18 protein-coding genes and 2 other annotated features are annotated in these 20,465 nt (G+C 44.2%); of the genes, 2 read left to right on the top strand and 16 right to left on the bottom strand.

Annotated elements, in window-relative coordinates; all coding sequences use genetic code 11:
• Positions 1–11: 11 nt before the first annotated feature.
• The 15 genes from KHZ77_RS03135 to KHZ77_RS03205 form a co-directional block, all read right to left on the bottom strand.
• The gene (locus KHZ77_RS03135; protein ID WP_295195638.1) at positions 12–1,487 is read right to left on the bottom strand and encodes an ABC transporter ATP-binding protein; all 1,476 of its coding nucleotides are present in this window, start codon (positions 1,485–1,487) and stop codon (positions 12–14) included.
• A gap of 66 nt (positions 1,488–1,553) precedes the next feature.
• Positions 1,554–1,860: a binding site (T-box leader), on the bottom strand.
• Positions 1,861–2,009: 149 nt separating this feature from the next.
• Positions 2,010–2,672 carry a DUF805 domain-containing protein gene (locus KHZ77_RS03140; protein ID WP_295195639.1) on the bottom strand — a complete coding sequence of 221 codons (663 nt, stop codon included), beginning with the start codon at positions 2,670–2,672 and terminating at the stop codon, positions 2,010–2,012.
• Positions 2,673–2,784: 112 nt separating this feature from the next.
• Positions 2,785–3,561 (bottom strand): DUF805 domain-containing protein, encoded by a 777-nt coding sequence (locus KHZ77_RS03145; RefSeq protein ID WP_295195641.1) that lies wholly within the window; start codon positions 3,559–3,561, stop codon positions 2,785–2,787.
• 100 nt (positions 3,562–3,661) lie between these two features.
• On the bottom strand, positions 3,662–4,378 hold the full coding sequence (locus KHZ77_RS03150; RefSeq protein WP_295195643.1) for a DUF805 domain-containing protein: 717 nt from the start codon (positions 4,376–4,378) through the stop codon (positions 3,662–3,664).
• A gap of 114 nt (positions 4,379–4,492) precedes the next feature.
• On the bottom strand, positions 4,493–5,194 hold the full coding sequence (locus KHZ77_RS03155) for a DUF805 domain-containing protein (RefSeq protein ID WP_295195645.1): 702 nt from the start codon (positions 5,192–5,194) through the stop codon (positions 4,493–4,495).
• A 102-nt stretch (positions 5,195–5,296) separates the two neighbouring features.
• Positions 5,297–6,031 (bottom strand): DUF805 domain-containing protein, encoded by a 735-nt coding sequence (locus KHZ77_RS03160; RefSeq protein WP_295195647.1) that lies wholly within the window; start codon positions 6,029–6,031, stop codon positions 5,297–5,299.
• 16 nt (positions 6,032–6,047) lie between these two features.
• Entirely contained in the window at positions 6,048–7,205 is a 1,158-nt protein-coding gene (locus KHZ77_RS03165) for a glycoside hydrolase family 3 N-terminal domain-containing protein (RefSeq protein WP_295195649.1), read from the bottom strand.
• 55 nt (positions 7,206–7,260) lie between these two features.
• Complete coding sequence (locus KHZ77_RS03170) at positions 7,261–8,058, bottom strand: hypothetical protein (protein ID WP_295195651.1); 798 nt, start codon at positions 8,056–8,058, stop codon at positions 7,261–7,263.
• 123 nt (positions 8,059–8,181) lie between these two features.
• The gene (locus KHZ77_RS03175) at positions 8,182–9,201 is read right to left on the bottom strand and encodes a DUF805 domain-containing protein (protein ID WP_295195653.1); all 1,020 of its coding nucleotides are present in this window, start codon (positions 9,199–9,201) and stop codon (positions 8,182–8,184) included.
• Positions 9,202–9,214: 13 nt separating this feature from the next.
• Positions 9,215–9,625 (bottom strand): zinc ribbon domain-containing protein, encoded by a 411-nt coding sequence (locus KHZ77_RS03180; protein ID WP_295195654.1) that lies wholly within the window; start codon positions 9,623–9,625, stop codon positions 9,215–9,217.
• 692 nt (positions 9,626–10,317) lie between these two features.
• The gene (gene leuB / locus KHZ77_RS03185) at positions 10,318–11,385 is read right to left on the bottom strand and encodes a 3-isopropylmalate dehydrogenase (protein WP_295195777.1); all 1,068 of its coding nucleotides are present in this window, start codon (positions 11,383–11,385) and stop codon (positions 10,318–10,320) included.
• A gap of 49 nt (positions 11,386–11,434) precedes the next feature.
• Positions 11,435–11,923 carry a 3-isopropylmalate dehydratase small subunit gene (locus tag KHZ77_RS03190; RefSeq protein ID WP_295195655.1) on the bottom strand — a complete coding sequence of 163 codons (489 nt, stop codon included), beginning with the start codon at positions 11,921–11,923 and terminating at the stop codon, positions 11,435–11,437.
• Between the two features lie 117 nt (positions 11,924–12,040).
• A complete protein-coding gene (gene leuC / locus KHZ77_RS03195) occupies positions 12,041–13,303 on the bottom strand; it encodes a 3-isopropylmalate dehydratase large subunit (protein ID WP_295195657.1) in 1,263 nt (420 codons plus the stop codon).
• Between the two features lie 56 nt (positions 13,304–13,359).
• A complete protein-coding gene (locus KHZ77_RS03200; RefSeq protein ID WP_295195659.1) occupies positions 13,360–14,919 on the bottom strand; it encodes a 2-isopropylmalate synthase in 1,560 nt (519 codons plus the stop codon).
• A gap of 506 nt (positions 14,920–15,425) precedes the next feature.
• Positions 15,426–15,627 (bottom strand) — a binding site (T-box leader).
• 221 nt (positions 15,628–15,848) lie between these two features.
• Positions 15,849–17,192: an esterase-like activity of phytase family protein gene (locus KHZ77_RS03205; RefSeq protein WP_295195661.1), complete on the bottom strand. Its 1,344-nt coding sequence runs from the start codon at positions 17,190–17,192 to the stop codon at positions 15,849–15,851.
• A gap of 487 nt (positions 17,193–17,679) precedes the next feature.
• On the opposite strand from KHZ77_RS03205, the gene KHZ77_RS03210 reads away from it, so the two are divergent.
• Positions 17,680–18,468 carry an ADP-ribosylglycohydrolase family protein gene (locus KHZ77_RS03210; protein WP_295195662.1) on the top strand — a complete coding sequence of 263 codons (789 nt, stop codon included), beginning with the start codon at positions 17,680–17,682 and terminating at the stop codon, positions 18,466–18,468.
• Positions 18,469–18,622: 154 nt separating this feature from the next.
• On the top strand, positions 18,623–19,411 hold the full coding sequence (locus tag KHZ77_RS03215; protein WP_295195664.1) for an ADP-ribosylglycohydrolase family protein: 789 nt from the start codon (positions 18,623–18,625) through the stop codon (positions 19,409–19,411).
• Positions 19,412–19,526: 115 nt separating this feature from the next.
• On the opposite strand, the gene KHZ77_RS03220 is transcribed toward KHZ77_RS03215, so the two are convergent.
• Positions 19,527–20,291, bottom strand: coding sequence for an SDR family NAD(P)-dependent oxidoreductase (locus KHZ77_RS03220; RefSeq protein WP_295195666.1), 765 nt, complete (start codon positions 20,289–20,291; stop codon positions 19,527–19,529).
• Positions 20,292–20,465 lie beyond the last annotated feature (174 nt).

Below are 20,465 nucleotides of genomic sequence, written 5' to 3' on the forward strand. Positions count from 1 at the left end.
CTCCCGAGCGTTCACATGCTCTTAACCGAATCTAACAAGCCGTCTTTTGCCGCGTTTACACTCAACCATGGCTGTGCAAATCGGTAGCCCCCTTTTTCGAGGCGCATATAAGTTACGAAAATCGATGGCAACGCATCTACGTAAATATTGTTATCATACATGTAACGAAGTGTCGTTTCCGGTGTATCATCGCAGCGAATTTCACCGTCCACCATGAGCGCCATGCGGTTTGCATATGGCAATACAGCGTGTAAATCGTGATCGATAACAACTACGGTGATACCGTATTCTTTATTCAAACGGCCAACTAAACGATACAGTTCGTCTGTACCTTCCGGATCAAGGGAGCTGGTAGGTTCGTCCAACACTAAGATGGAAGGGTTCGTAGCCAATACGGAGGCGATAGCCAAACGTTGACGTTGTCCGCCTGACAAGCTTGTAATCTTACGGTTTTCCATGCCTTCCAAGCCAACCTGTTTAAATACAGCGGCGCTGCGCTCTTTAATTTCTTCCGGTGTATAACCGCGATTTTCCATAGCGAACGCCACTTCTTCGCCTACGGTCATTGTTACGAGCTGTGTATCATAGTCTGCCAACACAACGCCGATTTCCGTAGCCAATTCAGCAATCTCAAGCTGTGTAGTGGCTTTGCCATTTACGAAAACCATACCTTCCATGCGGCCGCCGTAGAATTTAGGTACCGCACCGATCATAGCCATGCAGAGAGTGGATTTACCACAGCCGGCAGGGCCGGTAATAACGAGGAAGTCGCCGTCATTTACAACTAAGTTTACATCCTTGATAGCCGCTTTTTCCTGACGACCATAATGATAGGTAAAATGTTCAATGCTGATTTTGCCATTCACAGCAGGAACCAATTCGTACTGGCTGTGATCGCTGGTAATGACTTCGTCTGCACTTGGCAAGTAACCGCGTCTTGCAAACAAACGCTGTGCCGGAATGTAGAGGAGCGGTGTTACCACTGCGTTACAAAGTGCCACAACGAGCACTAACGGCCACATCCCTTTCATGTACACATCGATTGGCAAGGCTAACAGTTCAAACAAGATGGTGATGAAAATGCCGCCGGAAACGAGGGTACTCAAGAAACCGGATACTACCGGAGGAATGATGAATTTTCCCACTTTAATGCGGCTTAACATATGTACTACGAAGGCACAAGTTAATGCACCGGCCGGTTCACTCAACAGGTTCGCATAAGGGAATGCGGACTTGGACGTCATTACATTGATAAGTGCTGCTACCAAGCCGATACCAAGAGCCTGTTTATAACTTGGACGAGTCAGGTGAATGGCTACGCAGTAGGTAGCAATCATCCAGTTTGGCGTAATCCCCGCTACACTAGGGCTTACCAAGTGTAAAATCGTGCCCAGTGCCAACATGAGGGTACTTACTGTTACCCAGCGGAATTGGCCGCCCTGCATATGGGTATAAACTAATTTCGAAACATCCGTAACTCGTTCCATAATCTCTCCTTCTTCCTAAAAAAGGGTATAAAAAAAACCTTTCAATCTCTAATACAATTTCACTGTACTAGGGACGAAGGTTACTCCGCGGTGCCACCCCAATTGGCCTTTTAAAAAGACCCGGCTCACTACGTACGGCCCTTGCTCAAAAGTTCCAAGTCAGACCTGCCAAATCGGCAATCTATCCTGTACTCCTATCGAAGGCGATACGCGCTCTTTTGATAACGGTCAGAGACGACCGGTGGTTCCTACTCTCTGTTCGGGCCACATCTCCCAGGGCCATTCCTTACAGTTTCCGGCGTCGGGCTCACACCATTCCCAACTCGCTGTAGCTGAACTCCTTGTAAGTACTCTTCCTGTTCGCTGACGATAACTTTATGTTTTGTTCAATTATACACACAATAAAAAGTAGAAGTCAATACGCAGTTTGTAAAATATAAATAAAATAACGGCCACCATCCCGAAAGACAGTGGCCGTCAATATAATCACGCTAATGAGTCTGTACGTTTTACGTCCAAATCTTAAAATTTAAAGAAATGTTGTTTTGTATTTGGATCATATACAGGCACAGGACCATATTGGTTTGGACCAGGCTGAGTTTTTAAAACGCCAAGAACAATCATACCGATCATATTGCCCGCAATTAATACCCACCAACCGGAATGTCCCGCATCATGAAGTCGACGCACGGATACGCCTAACCCCGGCAATGCAAGACCTAAAATTACAATCCAGCTTAAAACGCTGGCACCAATTTCATCACCAATGATTTCACCAATAAAATAGGAAAGGAACACAGCCACAAAGTTCAGTGCTACAAAATACCAGTATTCCTTAGCTGTGGCACGGCCTTTAAACTCTACATATTTCTGAGTCATACACATTTTAATGGAATCCATAAATGGCGGCTCCCCAATCCAGTTCGGATCAAATGGATTACCTTCCGGTACATATCCATTCTGCTGATAGCCGTTATACGCACCGGCCTGTGGTTGGTTATAACCACCTTGTACAGGCGCCTGATTGAAATCTTGCGCTACCGGTTGTTGTGGCTGTTGATAATTTGGTGCCGGAGCCTGCGGTGCAGTATTGGCAGCGGCCCCTCCCTGTTCCATCTTATTACCACAATTTGAACAAAACGCTGCGCCTTCTTTTACTTCTTTACCACATTGCGGACAAAACATAACTCTCCTCCTACATTCTTTACTACTTTAAATAAAATGATTGCTGATAATTTAATTATAATATATTTTCCAAACAGTTACACGCTTTTTATACGCATAGTATATACCAAAATTAGCGATATATATGCGTATTAGTAGCAGCGTCAAATACTGGTAGCGGACCATATTGGTTAGGCCCCGGATTACTTTCGAGGAACATAAATATGAATACGGCAATATTTACAAATGGAATGTAAACTCCCACAGCCCAAAGTCCGGGGCGGCCGCTGTCATGCAGGCGACGAGCCGTCAACCCCATGTTTGGCAAGAAGGAAGCCACTGCAAACACATTTACCAATATTTCCGCATCATCAAACAAGAACTCACTGAGGAAGGCAAAGAATATCATGAGGATAAAGTATGCTATGGCATACGTCCAGTATTCCTTACGCGTAGCACGGCCATTGAATTCCACATATTTCTGAGTGTACATTCGTATGAAATTATCTACAAATGGCGGTGCACTTACCCAGTTAGGGTCCGATGTATTATAACCCGCGCCCTGTTGCCCATAGGGCATTCCATACGAATCCGTCCCCTGTTGCTGATAATCATTGGGCTGTCCATAGCCGGGCATTGGTTGCTGCGGCAGGTAACCATCTGTCGGCTGCTGCGACGGATAGCCGTTAGTCGGTTGTTGCTCCGAATAGCCGGTTGGCGACTGTTGAAACGAATAGTCATCAACCGGTTGTTCTTGGTATCCATTGGCCGCTCCCTGATTGTCCTGATCAGCCATTGAATCTTGCGCCTTCGCTTCTTCGTAAGCGTCCAGTTGATCCAGTCGATAACCGCACTTAGGGCAAAAGACCGCTCCGTCTATTACATCTTTTCCACATTGAGGACAAAACATAACTTCCCCCCACCTTTACGAATTTACTTCATTTTATAAGGTCTCGAATCTTGACTATACTCTATGTTAAAACACATAACCCCATTTAATAGTCCGATTCTTATTTATATATGTGAATGTTTCGAGCCGCATCAAATACCGGCAACGGTCCGTACTGATTTGGACCGGGATTACTTCCCAACAATGTAAATATGAATACCACAATATTTAAAACCGGAATGAACGTCCCGATAACCCAGAGGCCGGAGCGTCCGCTATCATGCAAACGGCGAGCGGTTAAGGCCAAGTTTGGCAAGAACGAAGCAATTAAAAAGATGTCGATTAAAATATCTCCGTCATCGCCAAACAATACGCCTCCAATAAAGCCGATTAAAAAGGCCATCACTACATATGCCAGTACGTATGTCCAATACTCTTTACGGGTGGCACGGCCATTAAAGTCCACATATTTTTTCGTAAATATCATCTTAACATTTTCAATAAATGGAGGGGCACTCACCCAATTAGGATCAGAGGTATTATAGCCTATACCCGGCTGTCCATAGGGCTGTTGTCCATAAGGTTGCTGCTCATATGGTTGCACCCCCTGTTGTTGAAAATTAGCATTCTGTGGATAGCTATTATTTTGTGAATAGCTATTATTCTGTGGGTAGTTATTATTCTGCTGATAGCCATTTGGCTGCTGTTGATTATATTCATTGGACTGAACTTGAGAACCCCCACGAGTCAAAGCGCCCTCCTGATCGAGTCGATTACCGCAACCCGGGCAAAAAACAGCGCCGTCTCTTACTTCAGTTCCACATTTTGCACAAAACATACGATTCCTCCAACTATTTCCCTGCATAATGCCTTTATATGGCTCCCGGTACATTGTGTCCGGTATATTGCTTCCCATTGGCAAGCTTACCGCCGTGCGATTTAGTTTGCCTAATTATATACGCCGCTGTGCGCGAGGTACATAATATCGGAAGTCCGGCAACGGACCGAACTCATTTTGGCCCGGATCGCTTTCCATACACATAAAGACAAGTAAAACAATACTGCCAATCCCTGTTAACCCTGCCAATAACCACAATGCGCTGCGACCGGTATCATGAAGTCGGCGCGCAGTAAGGGCAAGATTCGGGATAAAGAATACGAGTGGCGCAATATAGAGTGCTATGCCAAACGTTAAAATTCCTGTTACTAAGGTAATTACAAACGTAGCCAACGCAAAATACCAATACTCTTTACGACTCGCACGGCCTTCAAAGTTTGCAAAATTATCTAAGAAGCACCACTTAAAGTTTTCCACCATTTCCGGGGCACTTACCCATCCCGGCGGATAATTGTTATATTCAAATCCCGGTGGTTGGATATATCGCCCATTAACATCAACCGGATATCCTTCCGGTGCATATGGGTAGCGTATGATTTGCGCCCCTTGCGGTTGAACCCCCATAGGTGCCGGCGGTTGGAAACCCGCATCCTGAGGTGCTCCATACTGTTCAGGCTGATACATAGGTTGATTATAGTTTGGGTTAACAGCTTGATTAGCGCCTGACTGCTCAGATTGCGCCGTCAAATTAGCACCACAGGAAGGACAAAACGCTGCACCCTCTCTAACTTCATTTCCACATGACGGACAAAACATCGCGTCACTCCTTTCACATATCTGTTACGAAGAGGCCATAGTGCATGGCCTCGACGTAGAATTCTAATAGTGCCGTTATCTCTTTACCGGCTGTAAATTATATTATCCTTCGTAATATGTATAATCAGGTAATGGCCCATATTGATTTGGTCCCGGTACGCTTGATAATAAGGTAAATATAAATACCACAATATTTAAAAGAGGTATAAACATTCCCAATACCCAGAAACCGGATCGGCCGCTGTCATGAAGACGGCGAACGGTAACACCAAGTCCCGGCAATAAGAAAATCAAGCTCACTACCATCATACCAATATAACTAACCACGAAGTCAGACGTTACTAAACTAATAATATTGTTAATAAGCAAACCGATAACACTGGATGCAATCACATAACGGAAATATTCCGCCCGTGTAGCTCGGCCACTGAATTTCGCATATTTCTTAGTCATGCACATTTTAAAATTAGGGAGCATTGCCAATGAGCCTACCCAGTTTGGCGGATACGTCACATAATGCGGTTGCTGCACTGCAGCACCCTGTGCTTGTGTACCCTGATCCACAGGTTGTTGCACCCGCTGTGGCTGCTGAACCGGTTGTTGCTGCACGCGCTGTACAGGTTGCTGTTGTACCGGTTGTGCCTGTTGTACAGGCTGATTGGGTGTTACCTGTTGTGCCGGCTGTGCGGCATAAGCGGCCTGTGAAGGTGTCCCAGTATTGACACTGCCGTTTTGTTGCGCAAAGTTTGCACCGTTAGTCTGTTGCACCGGAGTGCCGCAAACAGCACAGAACTTAGCGCCCTCTTTTAATTGTTCCCCACATTTTTTACAAAACATGTATATCACTCCTCTATTACCAGGTTAGATTATTCTTAAGTTTCATCGTGAGCACGTGGCGTACTGCATCGTCAAGACGCTCTTTGGAAATTTCACCACTGCGAACAGCTTTTAAAATCGCGTTGTACCCTTCGATGGCATGGTCATATTCCTGACCGATGAGCACAATGTCTGCGCCTGCCTGAATACTCTTAACGCTCATTTCGCCAAAACTGTAATGATTAGCTACAGCGCCCATTTCCATATCGTCCGTAATAATTACGCCTTTGTAGCCCAACTGTTTGCGAAGCAAGTCTTGCATGATGACCTTCGACAAGCTGGCCGGCATGTCAGGATCTAAACCGCTATAAGTAGCATGAGATACCATGACCATGTAATCATTGTTATCCACGGTCGGAATCAACTCTTCATATGGCTTCAAGTCCGTTGCATCAAGCTCTTCACGACTGGCAGTAATCATATTGCCTTCTTTATGCAAATCGGTCACTGTACGGCCGATGCCCGGGAAGTGTTTCAACGAATAAATTAAACCTGCATCGTGATAGGACTGACCTACGGCTTTCACAAACGGCGTTACTTCAGCAGCTGTTATGCCATAGGAACGATGATCGCCCAAGCCGATATCCGCTACCGGTGCAAAGTTCACGTTAAAACCAAGCTCTTTCAATTCCTTGCCACTGGCCAATGCCAATTTAGCGGCTTCGTTTACATCGCCTTGGCCCAATTTTTCAGCAGACGGTACATTAATCAGGTGATCGCTCATGCGTTCAACGAGACCGCCTTCCTGGTCCACTGCCACAAAGAGAGGTACTTTTTCGCTCTTACGAGCCGTGCTCTGCAAGTCTTTTATCAGTGTGCTGACCTGCTCCTTGTTTTCCATGTTGCGGTCAAACAAGATAATGCCGCCCATTTTATATTCGCTCAACATGTAGGCCACATTGTCGTTTACCTTTGTGCCATTCATGCCGAATAGAATCAGCTGCCCCACCTTATCCGCATCACTCATAGAGTTCATTAGAGCATCCACTTTTTCTTCAGCAGTTATATCTTTTTTCTGCCAAATTTCTTCCTTCGGTGCGTCAGATGCACTCTGTCCGCAACCTGCTAACGCGGCTACCAAAGAAATCCCTAATACCATAGGAATCACACGGCGCCACCATTTTTTCTGTATCATGAAACTATCATTGCCTCCTACTAACGGCATTTCCAAAACTCACACAAACTTGCCCTTACATCTGGCTGGCCTGCATGGAATCAATAAACCACTGGTTATTAACCTTAACCATAGTCGCTGTACCGCGGAAACTGCGTTTTACTGTACCGCTGCCTTCAAAATCGGTAGCGTCCAAACGATAGTTAAGTACGACTTGATTGTCTGTTTGAGAAACAACTGTCATATTGGCAACGGCGCTTTCTTTAGTAGTGGCAAAGCCTTGAGCCCAAGCATTCAATTCTCCGGACTGATTTTTCAAGTTATCTGTAAATAAGGCGTAGGCAGCATTATAATTGCGAGCTGTAATGTATTGATGATATTGATTGAACGCCTTTTGTGCATTTTCCGCATCAACTTTGCGTGGATCCGGAGCCTGTGTTGTCTGAGCCTGTGTCTTAGTTTGCTCTTTAGGTTCTTCTTTTACCACATCTTTCTTATCTTTGGATTTCGATTCATCTAAATCAAGTCCATATTCCGACATCATGCCATGAGTGGATCCCATTTCCATCATGTTGCGGAATGTGAGGAACCAAGATGTACCACTTAAAATAATGATTAAAACGATGCCTAAAAAAATCTGCCAGCCGTCACGACGCTGATAAATCTTGCCCTGAGTACCCATCGCTTGTTGTGGGGCAGGTGCTACAGGTGGCACCGGAGTGGCGTTAGATGCTGCAGCAGCCGAAGATGGCACAGCTGTTGTAGCAGTTGATTGCAGATCTGCAACCGGTGCAACGGATTCTACCAGTTTACCGCCACATTTTTTACAAAATTTTCCCTGTGGCTGCTCATGGCCACATTTTTCACACTTCATACAAAAACTCCTCTCAAAATACTAAAACCGTAATCCATGTATTATTTATCCTGCATAACCTCCCTTTTGTCAGTTGATTTTATCTTGATTATTTATTTTGCGAACAATTTAATTCCTTAGACCTCACGGTTTCACATATTTTGTAAAATCCGGCAACGGACCGTACTTATTTGTAAAAATTTGGCTTCTGCGCATGCACAGTATAAAAAGAACTACGGACATGAACGATGCTATATCTACAAATGGTTCCAATATTCGGCCAGGCTCTTCAAGTCCTAACAGAAGATTAAAAATCTCGGTAGGAACATCTAGAAGCACCCACCAGGCACTTAAGCCTGAGTCGTGTAAACGACGTACAGTAACAGCATATGTAGGTACCAAGAACACAAAGAACGGCACATAATAGGCAATATTTTCCAAAGCGGTCCACTCTAAAAATACAACCAAGAGCATAATCACCATTTCCACAGAGGCTATGACAAGAATAAATCGGAAAAATTCCGCCCGTGTGGCTCTCCCTGAAAAGTCTTTGTACTGTACTGTCATGCAGTCTTTAAACACAGACCAGATATCCTTAGATCCGACCCATGGCCCCATTTGCCATTCAAATACGGGCGGCTGTTGCTGTGGGTATGGCGGTTGAGGATTCGTGTATTGAGAATATGCCTGTTGAAAATTTGTGGGTTGAGCGTATGGCTGTTGCTGATTTGGGTACTGAGGATATGACTGTTGCGGATTTGGATACTGAGAGTATGGCGTTTGAGCGTTTGGACGTTGCGGATACCCCTGTTGATTATATCCTTGCTGAGGATAGCCCTGTTGAGGATATACCTGCTGTGTTGACTGCGGTCCATACGCTCCCTGTCCTTGATGATACGATGCTCCATTGCCATACGCATTTGGTTGATTATATGACCGTGGCTGATTATATGCCCCCGCCTGATTGTTAACTTGTTCTGAAGCCTGCTGAGCCTGTGTCCCCGATTCATGTGCTTGATTACTGATAGTCTGCTGATCAGTATTTGTTAATTCTGTCGTTTCAGTAGACCTATTCTCTTCATCCGGCTTTATGGCAGGGCGACCGCAACGCGGACAAAACTGCCCATAGTCAGGCATTTTCTGCCCACAATGTATACAAAACATAGGTCGTCCCCCCTTATATATCTAAAAGTTCGCCTGCAACGGCTAAAACCATAACGGCAACTACAAAAATAGATAAAATAACAATCCACACCTTATCGTTACGATTATATACATAATCCGGTGGCAGATTGTTTGTATCGAAACCGGATTGGTCTTGCAAGTTCACCGAATCTACCGGATTCGATGGATTTCCTGAATTAACTGAGTTAGCGGAATTTCCTGCATTACCTTGACTTACTAAATGTAACGGGTCCTCCGTTTCAGAGAGTCTCTGTTGATTGGCTGAGTTATTTATACTCCATGCAGCATCCGGATCCTGTGCGTTTAATGATACCGGTATATCAGATTCTTCACGGAGCACCTGACCACATTGTGTGCAAAACCGTTCATTTTCATCCTTACTGCCGCAGTTATGACATTTCATAAGACTCCCCCCTATTCCTATCTTATAGCAATACATACAAGTTCATAGCAGCACCAATTACTATACCGCTCCTTGTATGTATATCGTATTTTTACATTTTATATATCCTATTCACTCCATTGGATATTGATTTTTTTCTATATTCTTTCTTCATGAAAAAGTTCTTCATTTTATACTTTTTATTATACCGAAAAAGACGATAAAAATCTCTATCCCTTATATGATTAAAGCGCATATTATTATGACAAATATCTGCAATGTTCTTATCTATATAATCTTCTATTTGCAAGGCCTGAATCCCTGCTTATCCGTTAATTTCCAACGCAAAATCATGTGCATATTTACTTAACTTTTACGTACATTTTACTCACTTTTGAATTCCCCCGGTCACGATTTGTTCATATAAAAAAAGAAATCCCGGACGCCATGCTTCTGAATTCACAGCACCCGGGATTTCCCCTTGTATTATGTTACGATTTTTGAATTATTTTTTGAATTATTTTTTGAATTATTTTTTGACTTATGACTTATGTTTTATAAATTATAACCTTTGACTTATTATGACTTATGAATTTTAACTTGTGAATAGTAAATTATAACTTATGAATTAGATTTTCAAAATCAGATAACAAAATAAAATTGAACTAAAATAAAAAACAAAAATAAAAAACAAAAATAAAAATAAAATCCTCTTACACGTAGCTCAACACAACGTTGGTCATGCCTGCGGTGTTAACTTTTATCATCCCCTCTTTATAAATATCGCCGGTGCGATAGCCTTCGGCCAAGGCTTTTTCCACAGCCTGTTCAATCGCATCCGCCGCTTTCGGTGCATCTAATGAGTAACGGCACAAAAGTGCCGCCGACAAGATTGTCCCCAACGGATTGGCTATGCCGCGACCAGCAATGTCAGGCGCCGAGCCGTGAATCGGTTCGTAAAGTGCCGTGCCTTCACCCATAGAAGCTGACGGCAGTACACCTAAGGAACCTGACACAACTGCTCCTTCGTCGCTTAAAATATCACCGAATAAGTTGGTGGTTACGATTACGTCAAACTGACCGGGATTCGTCACCAACTGCATAGCCGTATTATCTACATATAAATAATCCATTTGGATATCCGGATTGTTAGCCGCCGTTTCCTGTGCAATGCGGCGCCACAAACGGGATGAAGCCAATACATTCGCCTTGTCAACGCTGGTCACCTTGCCGCGGCGTTTCTGCGCTGTCTTAACAGCTACATCCATAATGCGTTCCACTTCGTAGCGATGATACGTTTCCTTATCCCAGGCCATTTCATCTTTGCCTTCGCCGGACGCTTCCTCACGCTCGCCGAAATAAATGCCGCCGGTTAATTCACGAACAATTACGAAGTCTACATGTTCAACCAGTTCCGGCTTCAACGGCGAGTATTCTCGCAAAGCAGGGAATATTTTTACAGGCCGTAAATTACAGAACAGGCCCAACGCTTTTCGAAGACCAAGAATCGCCTGCTCCGGTCTTAAATGCGGTGCCACGTTATCCCATTTAGGGCCGCCTACAGCACCAAGTAGTACGGCATCCGCTTCTTTACAAGCTTCAATCGTATCTGCCGGTAACGGCTCGCCAAATTCATCAATAGCGGCCCCACCGGCTTTCTTTTCCACCCAGTTGATCTTTATATCTTCTTTCTCTAAGGCCTTGTCCATCACCTGTCGCGCCGCACTGACAATCTCGCTGCCAATACCGTCTCCGTCGATGGCCACCACCGTCTTATATATACTCAATGTTCTCTCTCCTCAATGTTCAACCTTACAGATCTGTTATAAGTTACTCTCGTTCTTTTGCAAAGTTCACGAGCCCCCCGGCCTTCGCAATACTTTGAATAAATGGTGGCAACGCCGTGCCTTCATAAACTTCACCGGTTGTCAAGTTATGTACCCGGCCGACGCCCAACTCAACACCAATCTCATGATCGGGTTTTATGCGATCTACGGCATCGCCAATTTCTATGACCGGCAAGCCGATGTTAATAGCATTTCTAAAGAAAATACGGGCAAAGCTATGTGCAATGATACATGGCACGCCATTGGCCTTAATCACCGCCGGCGCATGCTCACGAGAGGAGCCGCAACCGAAGTTTTTTCCTGCCACCATAATATCTCCGGCCTGTACCTTTCCTGCAAAAGTAGGATCGATATCTTCCATGGCATGAGTAGCCAGTTCGTTCATGTCTGCAATGGCCAAGTAGCGGGCCGGTATTATTACATCTGTATCTACATTATCGCCGTAGCGCCAAATCTTTCCTTGAAAATCCATAGGTTTCTCCCTCTCAAACGGTCTATTCTCTCAAATTTCTCTCCAAATAATGTACGCATTTAATCTTTCAATTAAACTCTTATTACTCTTATTACTCTTTTTACTCTTTAAATTGACCTACTCAATTTCATCAGGTCCCGCAATACGTCCTGTTACGGCACTGGCCGCCGCCACATAAGGACTGGCCAAGTACACTTCGCTGTCTACGTGACCCATACGTCCGCGGAAGTTACGATTCGTAGTGGAAACTGTGCGCTCGCCGGCCGCCATAATTCCCATGTAACCGCCCAAGCAAGGTCCGCATGTAGGTGTGCTTACGGCACAACCTGCAGCAATAAAGATATCTACCAAGCCATTTTTAACAGCTTCATCATACACTGTTTGGCTCCCCGGAATTACGATGCAACGTACAAAGTCGGCCACTTTTCGGCCTTTAAAAATTTCCGCCGCTGCCGCCAAGTCTTCATAGCGCCCATTTGTACAGGAACCGATGATAACCTGGTCGATAGTAATATCTTTTGCAATATCCCCTACATAATGCGTGTTGGACGGTAAATGTGGAAATGCCACCACCGGCTGTAATGTGCTTAAATCAATGATAATCGTTTCGCTGTACACCGCATCATCATCCGCTGCAATCGGTGAAAATTCACGTTTTACACGACCTTTTACATATGCTTCGGTAACTTCATCATAAGGGAATACACCGCATTTGCCGCCTGCTTCGATGGCCATATTACAAATAGTCAAACGATCCGCCATCGTCATGTGAGCCACGCCGTCACCGGCGAATTCCAAGGCTTTGTAACGCGCTCCATCAACACCGATGCGGCCGATCAATTCCAACACAACGTCCTTGCCGGTTACCCATCGATTCGGCTTACCGGTCAATATTACCTTGATTGTTTCCGGCACTTTGAACCAGGTTTTACCCACGGCCATAGCTACGCCTGCATCTGTGGAACCGACGCCGGTAGCGAAAGCCCCTACCGCACCATATGTACAAGTGTGGGAGTCGGCACCGATAATCATATCTCCCGGTGCAACCAAGCCTTGTTCAGGAAGCAGTACATGCTCAATACCCATACGGCCCACTTCAAAATAATGAGTAATGCCTTCCTGTCTAACAAAGTCGCGCATTACCTTCGCCTGCTCCGCCGATTTAATATCTTTGTTCGGTGTGAAATGATCCGGCACTAAGTAAATGCGATCCCGGTCAAACACAGGCTTCCCGATTTTTCTAAACTCCTTGAGAGCCGGCGGGAATGTAATATCATTCATCAAAATCGCGTCTAACTGACATTCTATAATTTGCCCGGCCTTCACTTCCGAAACCCCGGCGTGGCGGGCCATATTCTTCTCCGTAATTGTCATTCCCATATAAAATCCCCCTCGGAAATCATCTCTCTAATGTATCTCTTTTGCTGTAACTCAACTTACCCTTCGATTCGTTCCATATCCAATTCTTCTTTCAGGTAAATGTAGTTTACTGCGTTAATATACGCCATGACACTGGATAAAATAACGTCAGTACTTACGCCGCGACCATTGTATTTCTTACCTTTATATTCAATGGTCACACGAACAGCGCCCAACGCATCTTGCCCTTCCGTAACAGCTCGAACTTCATAATCTTTAAGCGTAATCGGTAAACCGATAACACGTTCACAGGCTTTCAAGGATGCATCAACCGCACCATCGCCGACGGCCGCATCTTCACGAACGCCCTGCGGTGTTGCTAAACGAACATCGGCATAGGCATAACCGCGTTCATTGGAGTGGTAATGATGATGAACCAATTCCACTGCTTTTTTATGGTCAATCGTATCAATCACTAAGGCCAAAATATCTTCGTCGAAAATTTCTTTCTTTCGATCAGCCAGCGCTTTGAACTTAGCGAATAGATCATTTATCTTTGCTTCGTTAAAGGTAAAACCCATAGTTTCTAAATGACTCTCAAATGCATGACGGCCTGAATGTTTCCCCAACACGATGTTGGTTTTTTCAGCACCCACACTTTCAGGTGTCATAATTTCATAGGTGGTAGGATTGTTTAACATGCCGTGCTGATGAATACCCGATTCATGGGCAAATGCATTGGCACCTACAATCGCCTTGTTCGGAGGCACCGCCATACCTGTAAGACGACTGATTAATTTGCTCACTCGGGTAAACTGCTTTGTATCAATACCGGTGGTCAATCCGTAAACATCACGCCGTGTGTGAAGTGCCATCACCACTTCTTCAATACCTACATTACCGGCCCGTTCGCCCAAGCCGTTCACCGTACATTCTACCTGGCGGGCACCATTTTGAATCGCTGCCAAAGTGTTCGCATTGGCCAAGCCCAAATCATCATGACAGTGAACACTGATCACCGCCTTCTCGATACCACGCACATGCTCCTTGATGTAACGGATTTTCGTACCGAATTCATCAGGCGTCATATAGCCAACCGTGTCAGGCACATTTAAAATCGTGGCGCCTCCTTCGATGGCTACGGAGAATACTTCGCAAAGATAATCTAAATCTGTACGAGACGCATCTTCGGCGGAAAACTCGATTTCATGAAATTTGCCGGCTGCAAAAGCAAAACAGTCTTTAATAATCTGAATTACTTCTTCGCGCGTCTTCTTCAACTTGTACTCCAAGTGAATATCACTAGTGGCGATAAACATATGAAGGCGATTGTCATTCGCCGGTTCCAAAGCTTGTGCGGCCTTTTCAATATCGCCCTTATTGGCGCGGGCCAAGGCACAAATCGTAGCGCCTTTCACTTCTTTAGCGATCGTATTTACCGCTTCAAAATCCCCCGGCGAGGCGGCCGGAAAACCGGCTTCAATTACATCGACACCTAGGCGAACCAAATTCTGTGCAATCTCCACCTTTTCCGGTGTTTGTAAACTTACGCCCGGACTTTGCTCGCCGTCACGTAATGTAGTGTCAAAGAAGTAGACTCGGTTCGCATCTGTCACTCTATTCGTATTCTCTCTCATATAAATCGCCCCTTTTTCTCAAATCAGTTACAAGCCTGCAGCCTCTCCAAACTACAGCTTGCTCGTCTCTCTCAAACCATTTCGAGGTGCGCAGCCTCTCTCTAAACTGCGCCGCTCTCTTCTCTCTCAAATCCCTCTTAAGTTTCACCGTCTCTCCAAACCGTGTCTCTCTCTCTTTTTTCTCAAAGTCCAATAGTCAATTTTCCTAAAGGGTAATAAAAAAACGCCTCCCGGATGCGCAATGTTCTTACGCGTCCAGGGGCGTTATGATTTAATATGTTTCGGCTCATATTAACAGCTATGATTGTCATTTTGATTGACGACGATTTCAGAATTCGCTTAGTCTCTTGATTATTAACTACATGTTAACAAGTTAGTGCAACGATTTAGCTTTGCTATACGTTGAAGCATAATACAACTCATGTACATTGCTGCACGTTCTTATTCTGAATTTCATCTCAAATACGTTGTCTATCAAAAAAGCCCCTGGAATCACATTGCTGTGTTCCAGGGGCATCATAAACTATAACACGGTACCACCCTAGTTGGTTCTCTTGTAGTTATAACGGAACTACCGTCATGGCTTACTGCGGTTCAGCCACAAAGCTCGCAGGGGAGTTTCGATACTATCTGTTCTATTACCTCGCACCGACCGGCAACTCTCTGTAAGCAACTAAATAGCTCTTTATACCTGTTCATCGCATCTCGTATTGGATTGTTGTTATTTTCGCACACACACTTATACCTTGTCAAGAGAATTTTTAAAGTTTTTAACAATACGTTTTGTTCAATAAGTCAAAGCCTACTAAAACAAAAATCTACTAAAACAAGAACACTTACACCACAAAAAAAGTGCAACAACGCGAAGTTGTTGCACTTTTGGTTATTCAGGTGGGGGTAGATATAGCCGGGTTTAAATTACCAACATCTTATAAAGCGTTTGGTAATGTGAAGAACCAGATTTGGCTTTCTTGTTCAGCCGGAGCGTTCTTCTTCAAGCTGATGTTTACATTATGAGCTGTTTTGTCTTTGTCATAAATCATCGCTTTTTTGTCGCTGTCATAGGTGTAGTCAGATACTTCAGGATCTGCAACAGCTTTGTCATCAATATTGATGTCCATGCCGAAGTCATTGTCGTTTACAACAACGATAGTTCTGCGGTCAGGCATAAGAACTAAACCTTCTGCTTTTTCAATGTTCCAGCCTTGAGCACGTAAGTCGAGTACGAGTTCTTTTTTAGCCGGTTGGAATTTGCCGTCTAACAGGCCTTTTTCAAGATCGCCGTCGTTGGCAATTGGAGTAGCGCCGTTAAGATCTACTTTGTAAATCAAGTTCTGCATAGCGCCATTCTGTTTGCCTTGTTCGATCATAAGGAACTGGCCATTGCCGATAGATGTAATATCACCTAATTTAGCAGCGCCTGTATTCTTATAACCTGTATCAACAGGGTACGCATACATAGTTGTTTGTTTTGTTACAGGGTCTAATTCAACGATACGAGTGTATTTAGCTGTTTTAGCTGTTTTGCCGTCTACATCAAGAGGACTTTGGATGAGGGCGAATACATGGCCGTTTTCATCAACTGTAACACCTTCACTGCCGCGATTTGGAACACGATCAGCCAAGATTGTAGGCAAGCCCATACCAGGACCGTATTTTTCGATGATATTGCCTTTTTTGTCCACTTTTGCAACGAATGGACCGTATTCGTCACTGATCCAGAAGTTGCCGTCTTTGTCGAGAGCAATACCTTCTGTATCAAGACCGTTTTTGTCAGTGCCTAAGTCGTTCATTTTGAAGTCTAATGCAACTTCGTTAGTGGAACCTGTAAGACCGGATGGAACCGGTTTACCGCTGATAGCTTTGCCATCAACTTTTAATGGAATGGATTCAATGATGTCCGCACGATGTTTAGCCGGATCAACTTTGATAACACCGATACTTGGTGTGAAGTTAGGTGTTGGGAAGAATTTACCGGACATTTTTTTACCGTTTTTAACATACGTAGGGATGTCGCCGTTAGGGCCGCGGTCAGTGATGGCATAGAATTCAATTGTGCCGTCCTTATTGATAGATTTCAGGGCCAAAGCGGAGCCGTAACCAGGGTTGATTTTGTGGTTAAAAGCTGTTTCATTTCCCTTATAAGGCAGCTGATATTTGTCAGCATTTACGATGTAGGCTGTAGTATCAGCCGCATTGGCAACAAAGCCGGTGCTTCCCAAAGCTGTAAGGGTCAGACCAAGGGCAAGCAAGCATTTCCATTGTTTTTTCATATTATTTATGCACCTCCTGCACAGTGTAATTTATTATATCAGCCCAAAATCAATAACATGTAATAAATTGGTAAGACCTATGTAAAAATATAAGGAGCATATGTAACTATATAAGCTCTGCTTGGTAACAAATTTCCCGGATCTAACACACCCTTTTTTCAATTCAATTGTATGGTATAATAAAAACCTAACGACTTTTTTAGGCGTATGAAAAGTCGACCTTTCTCCATTTTATATGTATAGAATTTCAATTTTGTCTGTATGGATTTTCTTTTTTTCTGTACAAAATCTGATGTTGTTATAGTCGCTTTTAAAATATTCAGACAACACAAATTTCTGAAACATACGATAATAGCGCGGTTTATCGGCAGTCTCAGCTTACCCATTTTTATTTGGGCTATAATAAATTCCTAAGATTCACTCACACCTCAACGGGAGTGTTTTTATAGTTAGAAGTTTTATTTTAACATTGTAAGGAGGAATTTTTATGCTAGGTGCGATTATTGGTGACATTGTAGGATCTCGTTTTGAATGGGCTAATATTAAGTCCAAACGCTTTAAGTTTTTTGGAAAACAAAGTCGTTTTACTGACGACACAGTTATGACCGTTGCTCTTGCAGATGCATTATTAAAGGCCGGTACTGATTTAGATCTCCTTCATGATACAGCCGTGAGCAGTATGCAAGTTTTTGGTCGCGCCTATAGCCGAGCCGGTTATGGTGGTCTGTTCCGCAAGTGGCTGCGAAGCAAGTCCCCGAAACCTTACAATAGTTTCGGCAACGGTTCCGCCATGCGCGTCAGTGCCTGTGCCTATGTTGGCAATTCCCTGGAAGAAGTGTTGGCTCTGGCCACCACAGTAACCGATGTGACACACAATCACCCGGACGGCATCGCCGGTGCTTTGGCTACAGCAGGGGCTACTTACATGGCTCGCACCGGTGCAAGCAAAGACGAAATTCGCCAATACGTTTCTGAAAACTATTACGCGTTAGATTTCACCCTTGATGAAATTCGTCCTACCTATTCATTCAAAAGTAGTTGTGCAGAAACTGTGCCGCAAGCAGTAGTCGCTTTTCTTGAGTCCACCGACTTTGAGGATGCCATTCGCAACGCCATCTCCATCGGCGGCGACAGCGACACCTTAGGCGCCATTACCGGAGCCATTGCAGAAGCCTACTATGGTATACCGGAAGATATTCAAGAAGCGGGCCTGTCTCACTTGGATCGGCCGTTAATCAGTATTTACTCCCTCTTTAAAGAACGTTATATAAAATAAGCCGATTATAAAAAAACTCAGACAAAACAAATTTTTATAAACGCCGTAGTGGCGGGATTTAGGGACAGTCTGAACTTCGTTTTTTTGTTTAGACTCCATGATCGGAAATGCCATATTTATAAATTCAATTTCGACATTCTAAGGAGGAGTTAGTATGCTGGGAGCGATTATTGGTGACATTGTAGGATCTCGTTTTGAATGGGATAATATTAAGACCAAAGAGTTTACGTTTTTTTCTGAAAAATGCTGGTTTACCGATGATACAGTGTTAACCATTGCTATCGGCGATGCGTTGATGAAGGCCGGTCCTGATTTAGATGACATTCGTGATACCGTGGTGGCCAATTTGCAGATTATGGGCCGCTGTTATGTTGAAATGGATTACGGCAGCATGTTCCGCGAATGGCTGTTCAGTGCTGATCCGGCCCCTTACAACAGTTTTGGCAACGGCTCGGCCATGCGCGTTAGTGCCTGTGCCTATGTAGGCCGGTCTTTGCCCGAAGTATTAGATCTGGCCAGAGCTGTAACCGATGTTACTCACAATCATCCGGAAGGTATCGACGGCGCACTCGCTACGGCCGCTGCCATTTATATGGCCCGTACCGGTGCAAGCAAAGAGGAGATTCGTCAGTATATTTCTGAAAATTATTACGATCTAGACTTTACCATTGATGAAATTCGTCCTACTTATGAATTTGAAGGAGGCTGTTTACGTACAGTGCCTCAGGCCATTGTAGCCTTCCTGGAGTCTAGGGACTTTGAAGATGCCATTCGCAATGTTATCTCCATCGGCGGTGACAGCGATACCTTGGCAGCCATTACAGGCGCTATCGCCGGCGCATACTACGGCATTTCAGAAGAAGTGAGACAGACTGCCTTATCTTATTTAGATGTGCCTTTGCTAAATCTTTATTTGCTCTTTGAACAACGCTATATGAAATAAGGTTATTCCATAAACTGAATTGTATTTACCATAAAATAAGCCCTCCGGAAAGTAGATATTACATCTGCCTTTCGGAGGGCTTTTAATCACCACAAAGAGTATTTATAGGATCTTCTTATTTTTGTTTTTTAGCAACCATAAAGCCTGTTGCCTGTTGGTTCGCCATGATAACGATGTCGGAGATCTGAACGCGACGTGGCTGGTTGGCTGCGAATAGAATAATATCAGCAATGTCTTCCGCCTGCAAAGCTTCTACGCCGGCATATACATTGGCTGCTTTGTCTTTATCGCCATGGAAACGCACTTCGCTAAAAGGTGTTTCTACGATACCGGGCTGAATCGTTGTTGTCTTAATGTCAGTTTCGATTGTATCGATGCGGATACCGTCGCTCAATGTTTTAACAGCCGCTTTAGTAGCGCAGTATACGGCGCCTTTTGCGTACGCATAAATGCCTGCTGTGGAACCCAAGTTAATAATGTGGCCTGCATTTTTTTCTTTCATGTAAGGTAAAATCGTACGAGTTACGTATAAAAGGCCCAATACGTTAGTGTGAATCATCGTTTCAATGTCGTCGAGCGAGCTTTCTTCGAAAGAATCAAGACCTTGCGCAAGCCCGGCGTTATTTACAAGAATATCGATGCCGCCTGCTTCTTCCACTACTTTAGGGAGTACGGACGTTACTGCTGCGCGATCGGATACGTCCAAAGTGAATACAGTAACTTTTACGCCATGAGCCGCTTCGAGCTCTTTCTTCAATTCGTCCAATACTTGTTGGCGACGGGCACAAAGCAATAAATTATCCCCATTCTTGGCAAATGCTTCTGCCGTTGCACGGCCATTCCCTGATGTTGCGCCTGTAATCAATACGTTTCGACTCATTGTCATCACTCCTTTGTTGACTTCAGATTCATATATAGCCTTTTATATCCCTAACTAATCCGGACGAAATATCTAAAGCTCTTACTATATACAACCTGATAAACACCTCAATTTAATACCATAGTAATATGAAACAAGACACTTTGCAAATAATTAACGCAAAGTGTCTTGTTT

This window comes from Veillonella sp., from assembly GCF_018364065.1.
Classification (GTDB): Bacteria; Bacillota; Negativicutes; order Veillonellales; family Veillonellaceae; genus Veillonella_A.

Bases quoted from the DNA above. Each gene is read 5' to 3' on its own strand.
- leuC (WP_295195657.1), bottom strand. From the start codon at position 13,303: ATGGGAATGACAATTACGGAGAAGAATATGGCCCGCCACGCCGGGGTT.
- KHZ77_RS03145 (WP_295195641.1), bottom strand. From the start codon at position 3,561: ATGTTTTGTCCTCAATGTGGAAAAGATGTAATAGACGGAGCGGTCTTT.
- KHZ77_RS03155 (WP_295195645.1), bottom strand. From the start codon at position 5,194: ATGTTTTGTCCGTCATGTGGAAATGAAGTTAGAGAGGGTGCAGCGTTT.
- KHZ77_RS03170 (WP_295195651.1), bottom strand. From the start codon at position 8,058: ATGAAGTGTGAAAAATGTGGCCATGAGCAGCCACAGGGAAAATTTTGT.
- KHZ77_RS03175 (WP_295195653.1), bottom strand. From the start codon at position 9,201: ATGTTTTGTATACATTGTGGGCAGAAAATGCCTGACTATGGGCAGTTT.
- KHZ77_RS03150 (WP_295195643.1), bottom strand. From the start codon at position 4,378: ATGTTTTGTGCAAAATGTGGAACTGAAGTAAGAGACGGCGCTGTTTTT.
- KHZ77_RS03135 (WP_295195638.1), bottom strand. From the start codon at position 1,487: ATGGAACGAGTTACGGATGTTTCGAAATTAGTTTATACCCATATGCAG.
- KHZ77_RS03180 (WP_295195654.1), bottom strand. From the start codon at position 9,625: ATGAAATGTCATAACTGCGGCAGTAAGGATGAAAATGAACGGTTTTGC.
- KHZ77_RS03215 (WP_295195664.1), top strand. From the start codon at position 18,623: ATGCTGGGAGCGATTATTGGTGACATTGTAGGATCTCGTTTTGAATGG.
- KHZ77_RS03165 (WP_295195649.1), bottom strand. From the start codon at position 7,205: ATGATACAGAAAAAATGGTGGCGCCGTGTGATTCCTATGGTATTAGGG.
- KHZ77_RS03210 (WP_295195662.1), top strand. From the start codon at position 17,680: ATGCTAGGTGCGATTATTGGTGACATTGTAGGATCTCGTTTTGAATGG.
- KHZ77_RS03200 (WP_295195659.1), bottom strand. From the start codon at position 14,919: ATGAGAGAGAATACGAATAGAGTGACAGATGCGAACCGAGTCTACTTC.
- KHZ77_RS03160 (WP_295195647.1), bottom strand. From the start codon at position 6,031: ATGTTTTGTAAAAAATGTGGGGAACAATTAAAAGAGGGCGCTAAGTTC.
- KHZ77_RS03140 (WP_295195639.1), bottom strand. From the start codon at position 2,672: ATGTTTTGTCCGCAATGTGGTAAAGAAGTAAAAGAAGGCGCAGCGTTT.
- KHZ77_RS03220 (WP_295195666.1), bottom strand. From the start codon at position 20,291: ATGAGTCGAAACGTATTGATTACAGGCGCAACATCAGGGAATGGCCGT.
- KHZ77_RS03205 (WP_295195661.1), bottom strand. From the start codon at position 17,192: ATGAAAAAACAATGGAAATGCTTGCTTGCCCTTGGTCTGACCCTTACA.
- KHZ77_RS03190 (WP_295195655.1), bottom strand. From the start codon at position 11,923: ATGGATTTTCAAGGAAAGATTTGGCGCTACGGCGATAATGTAGATACA.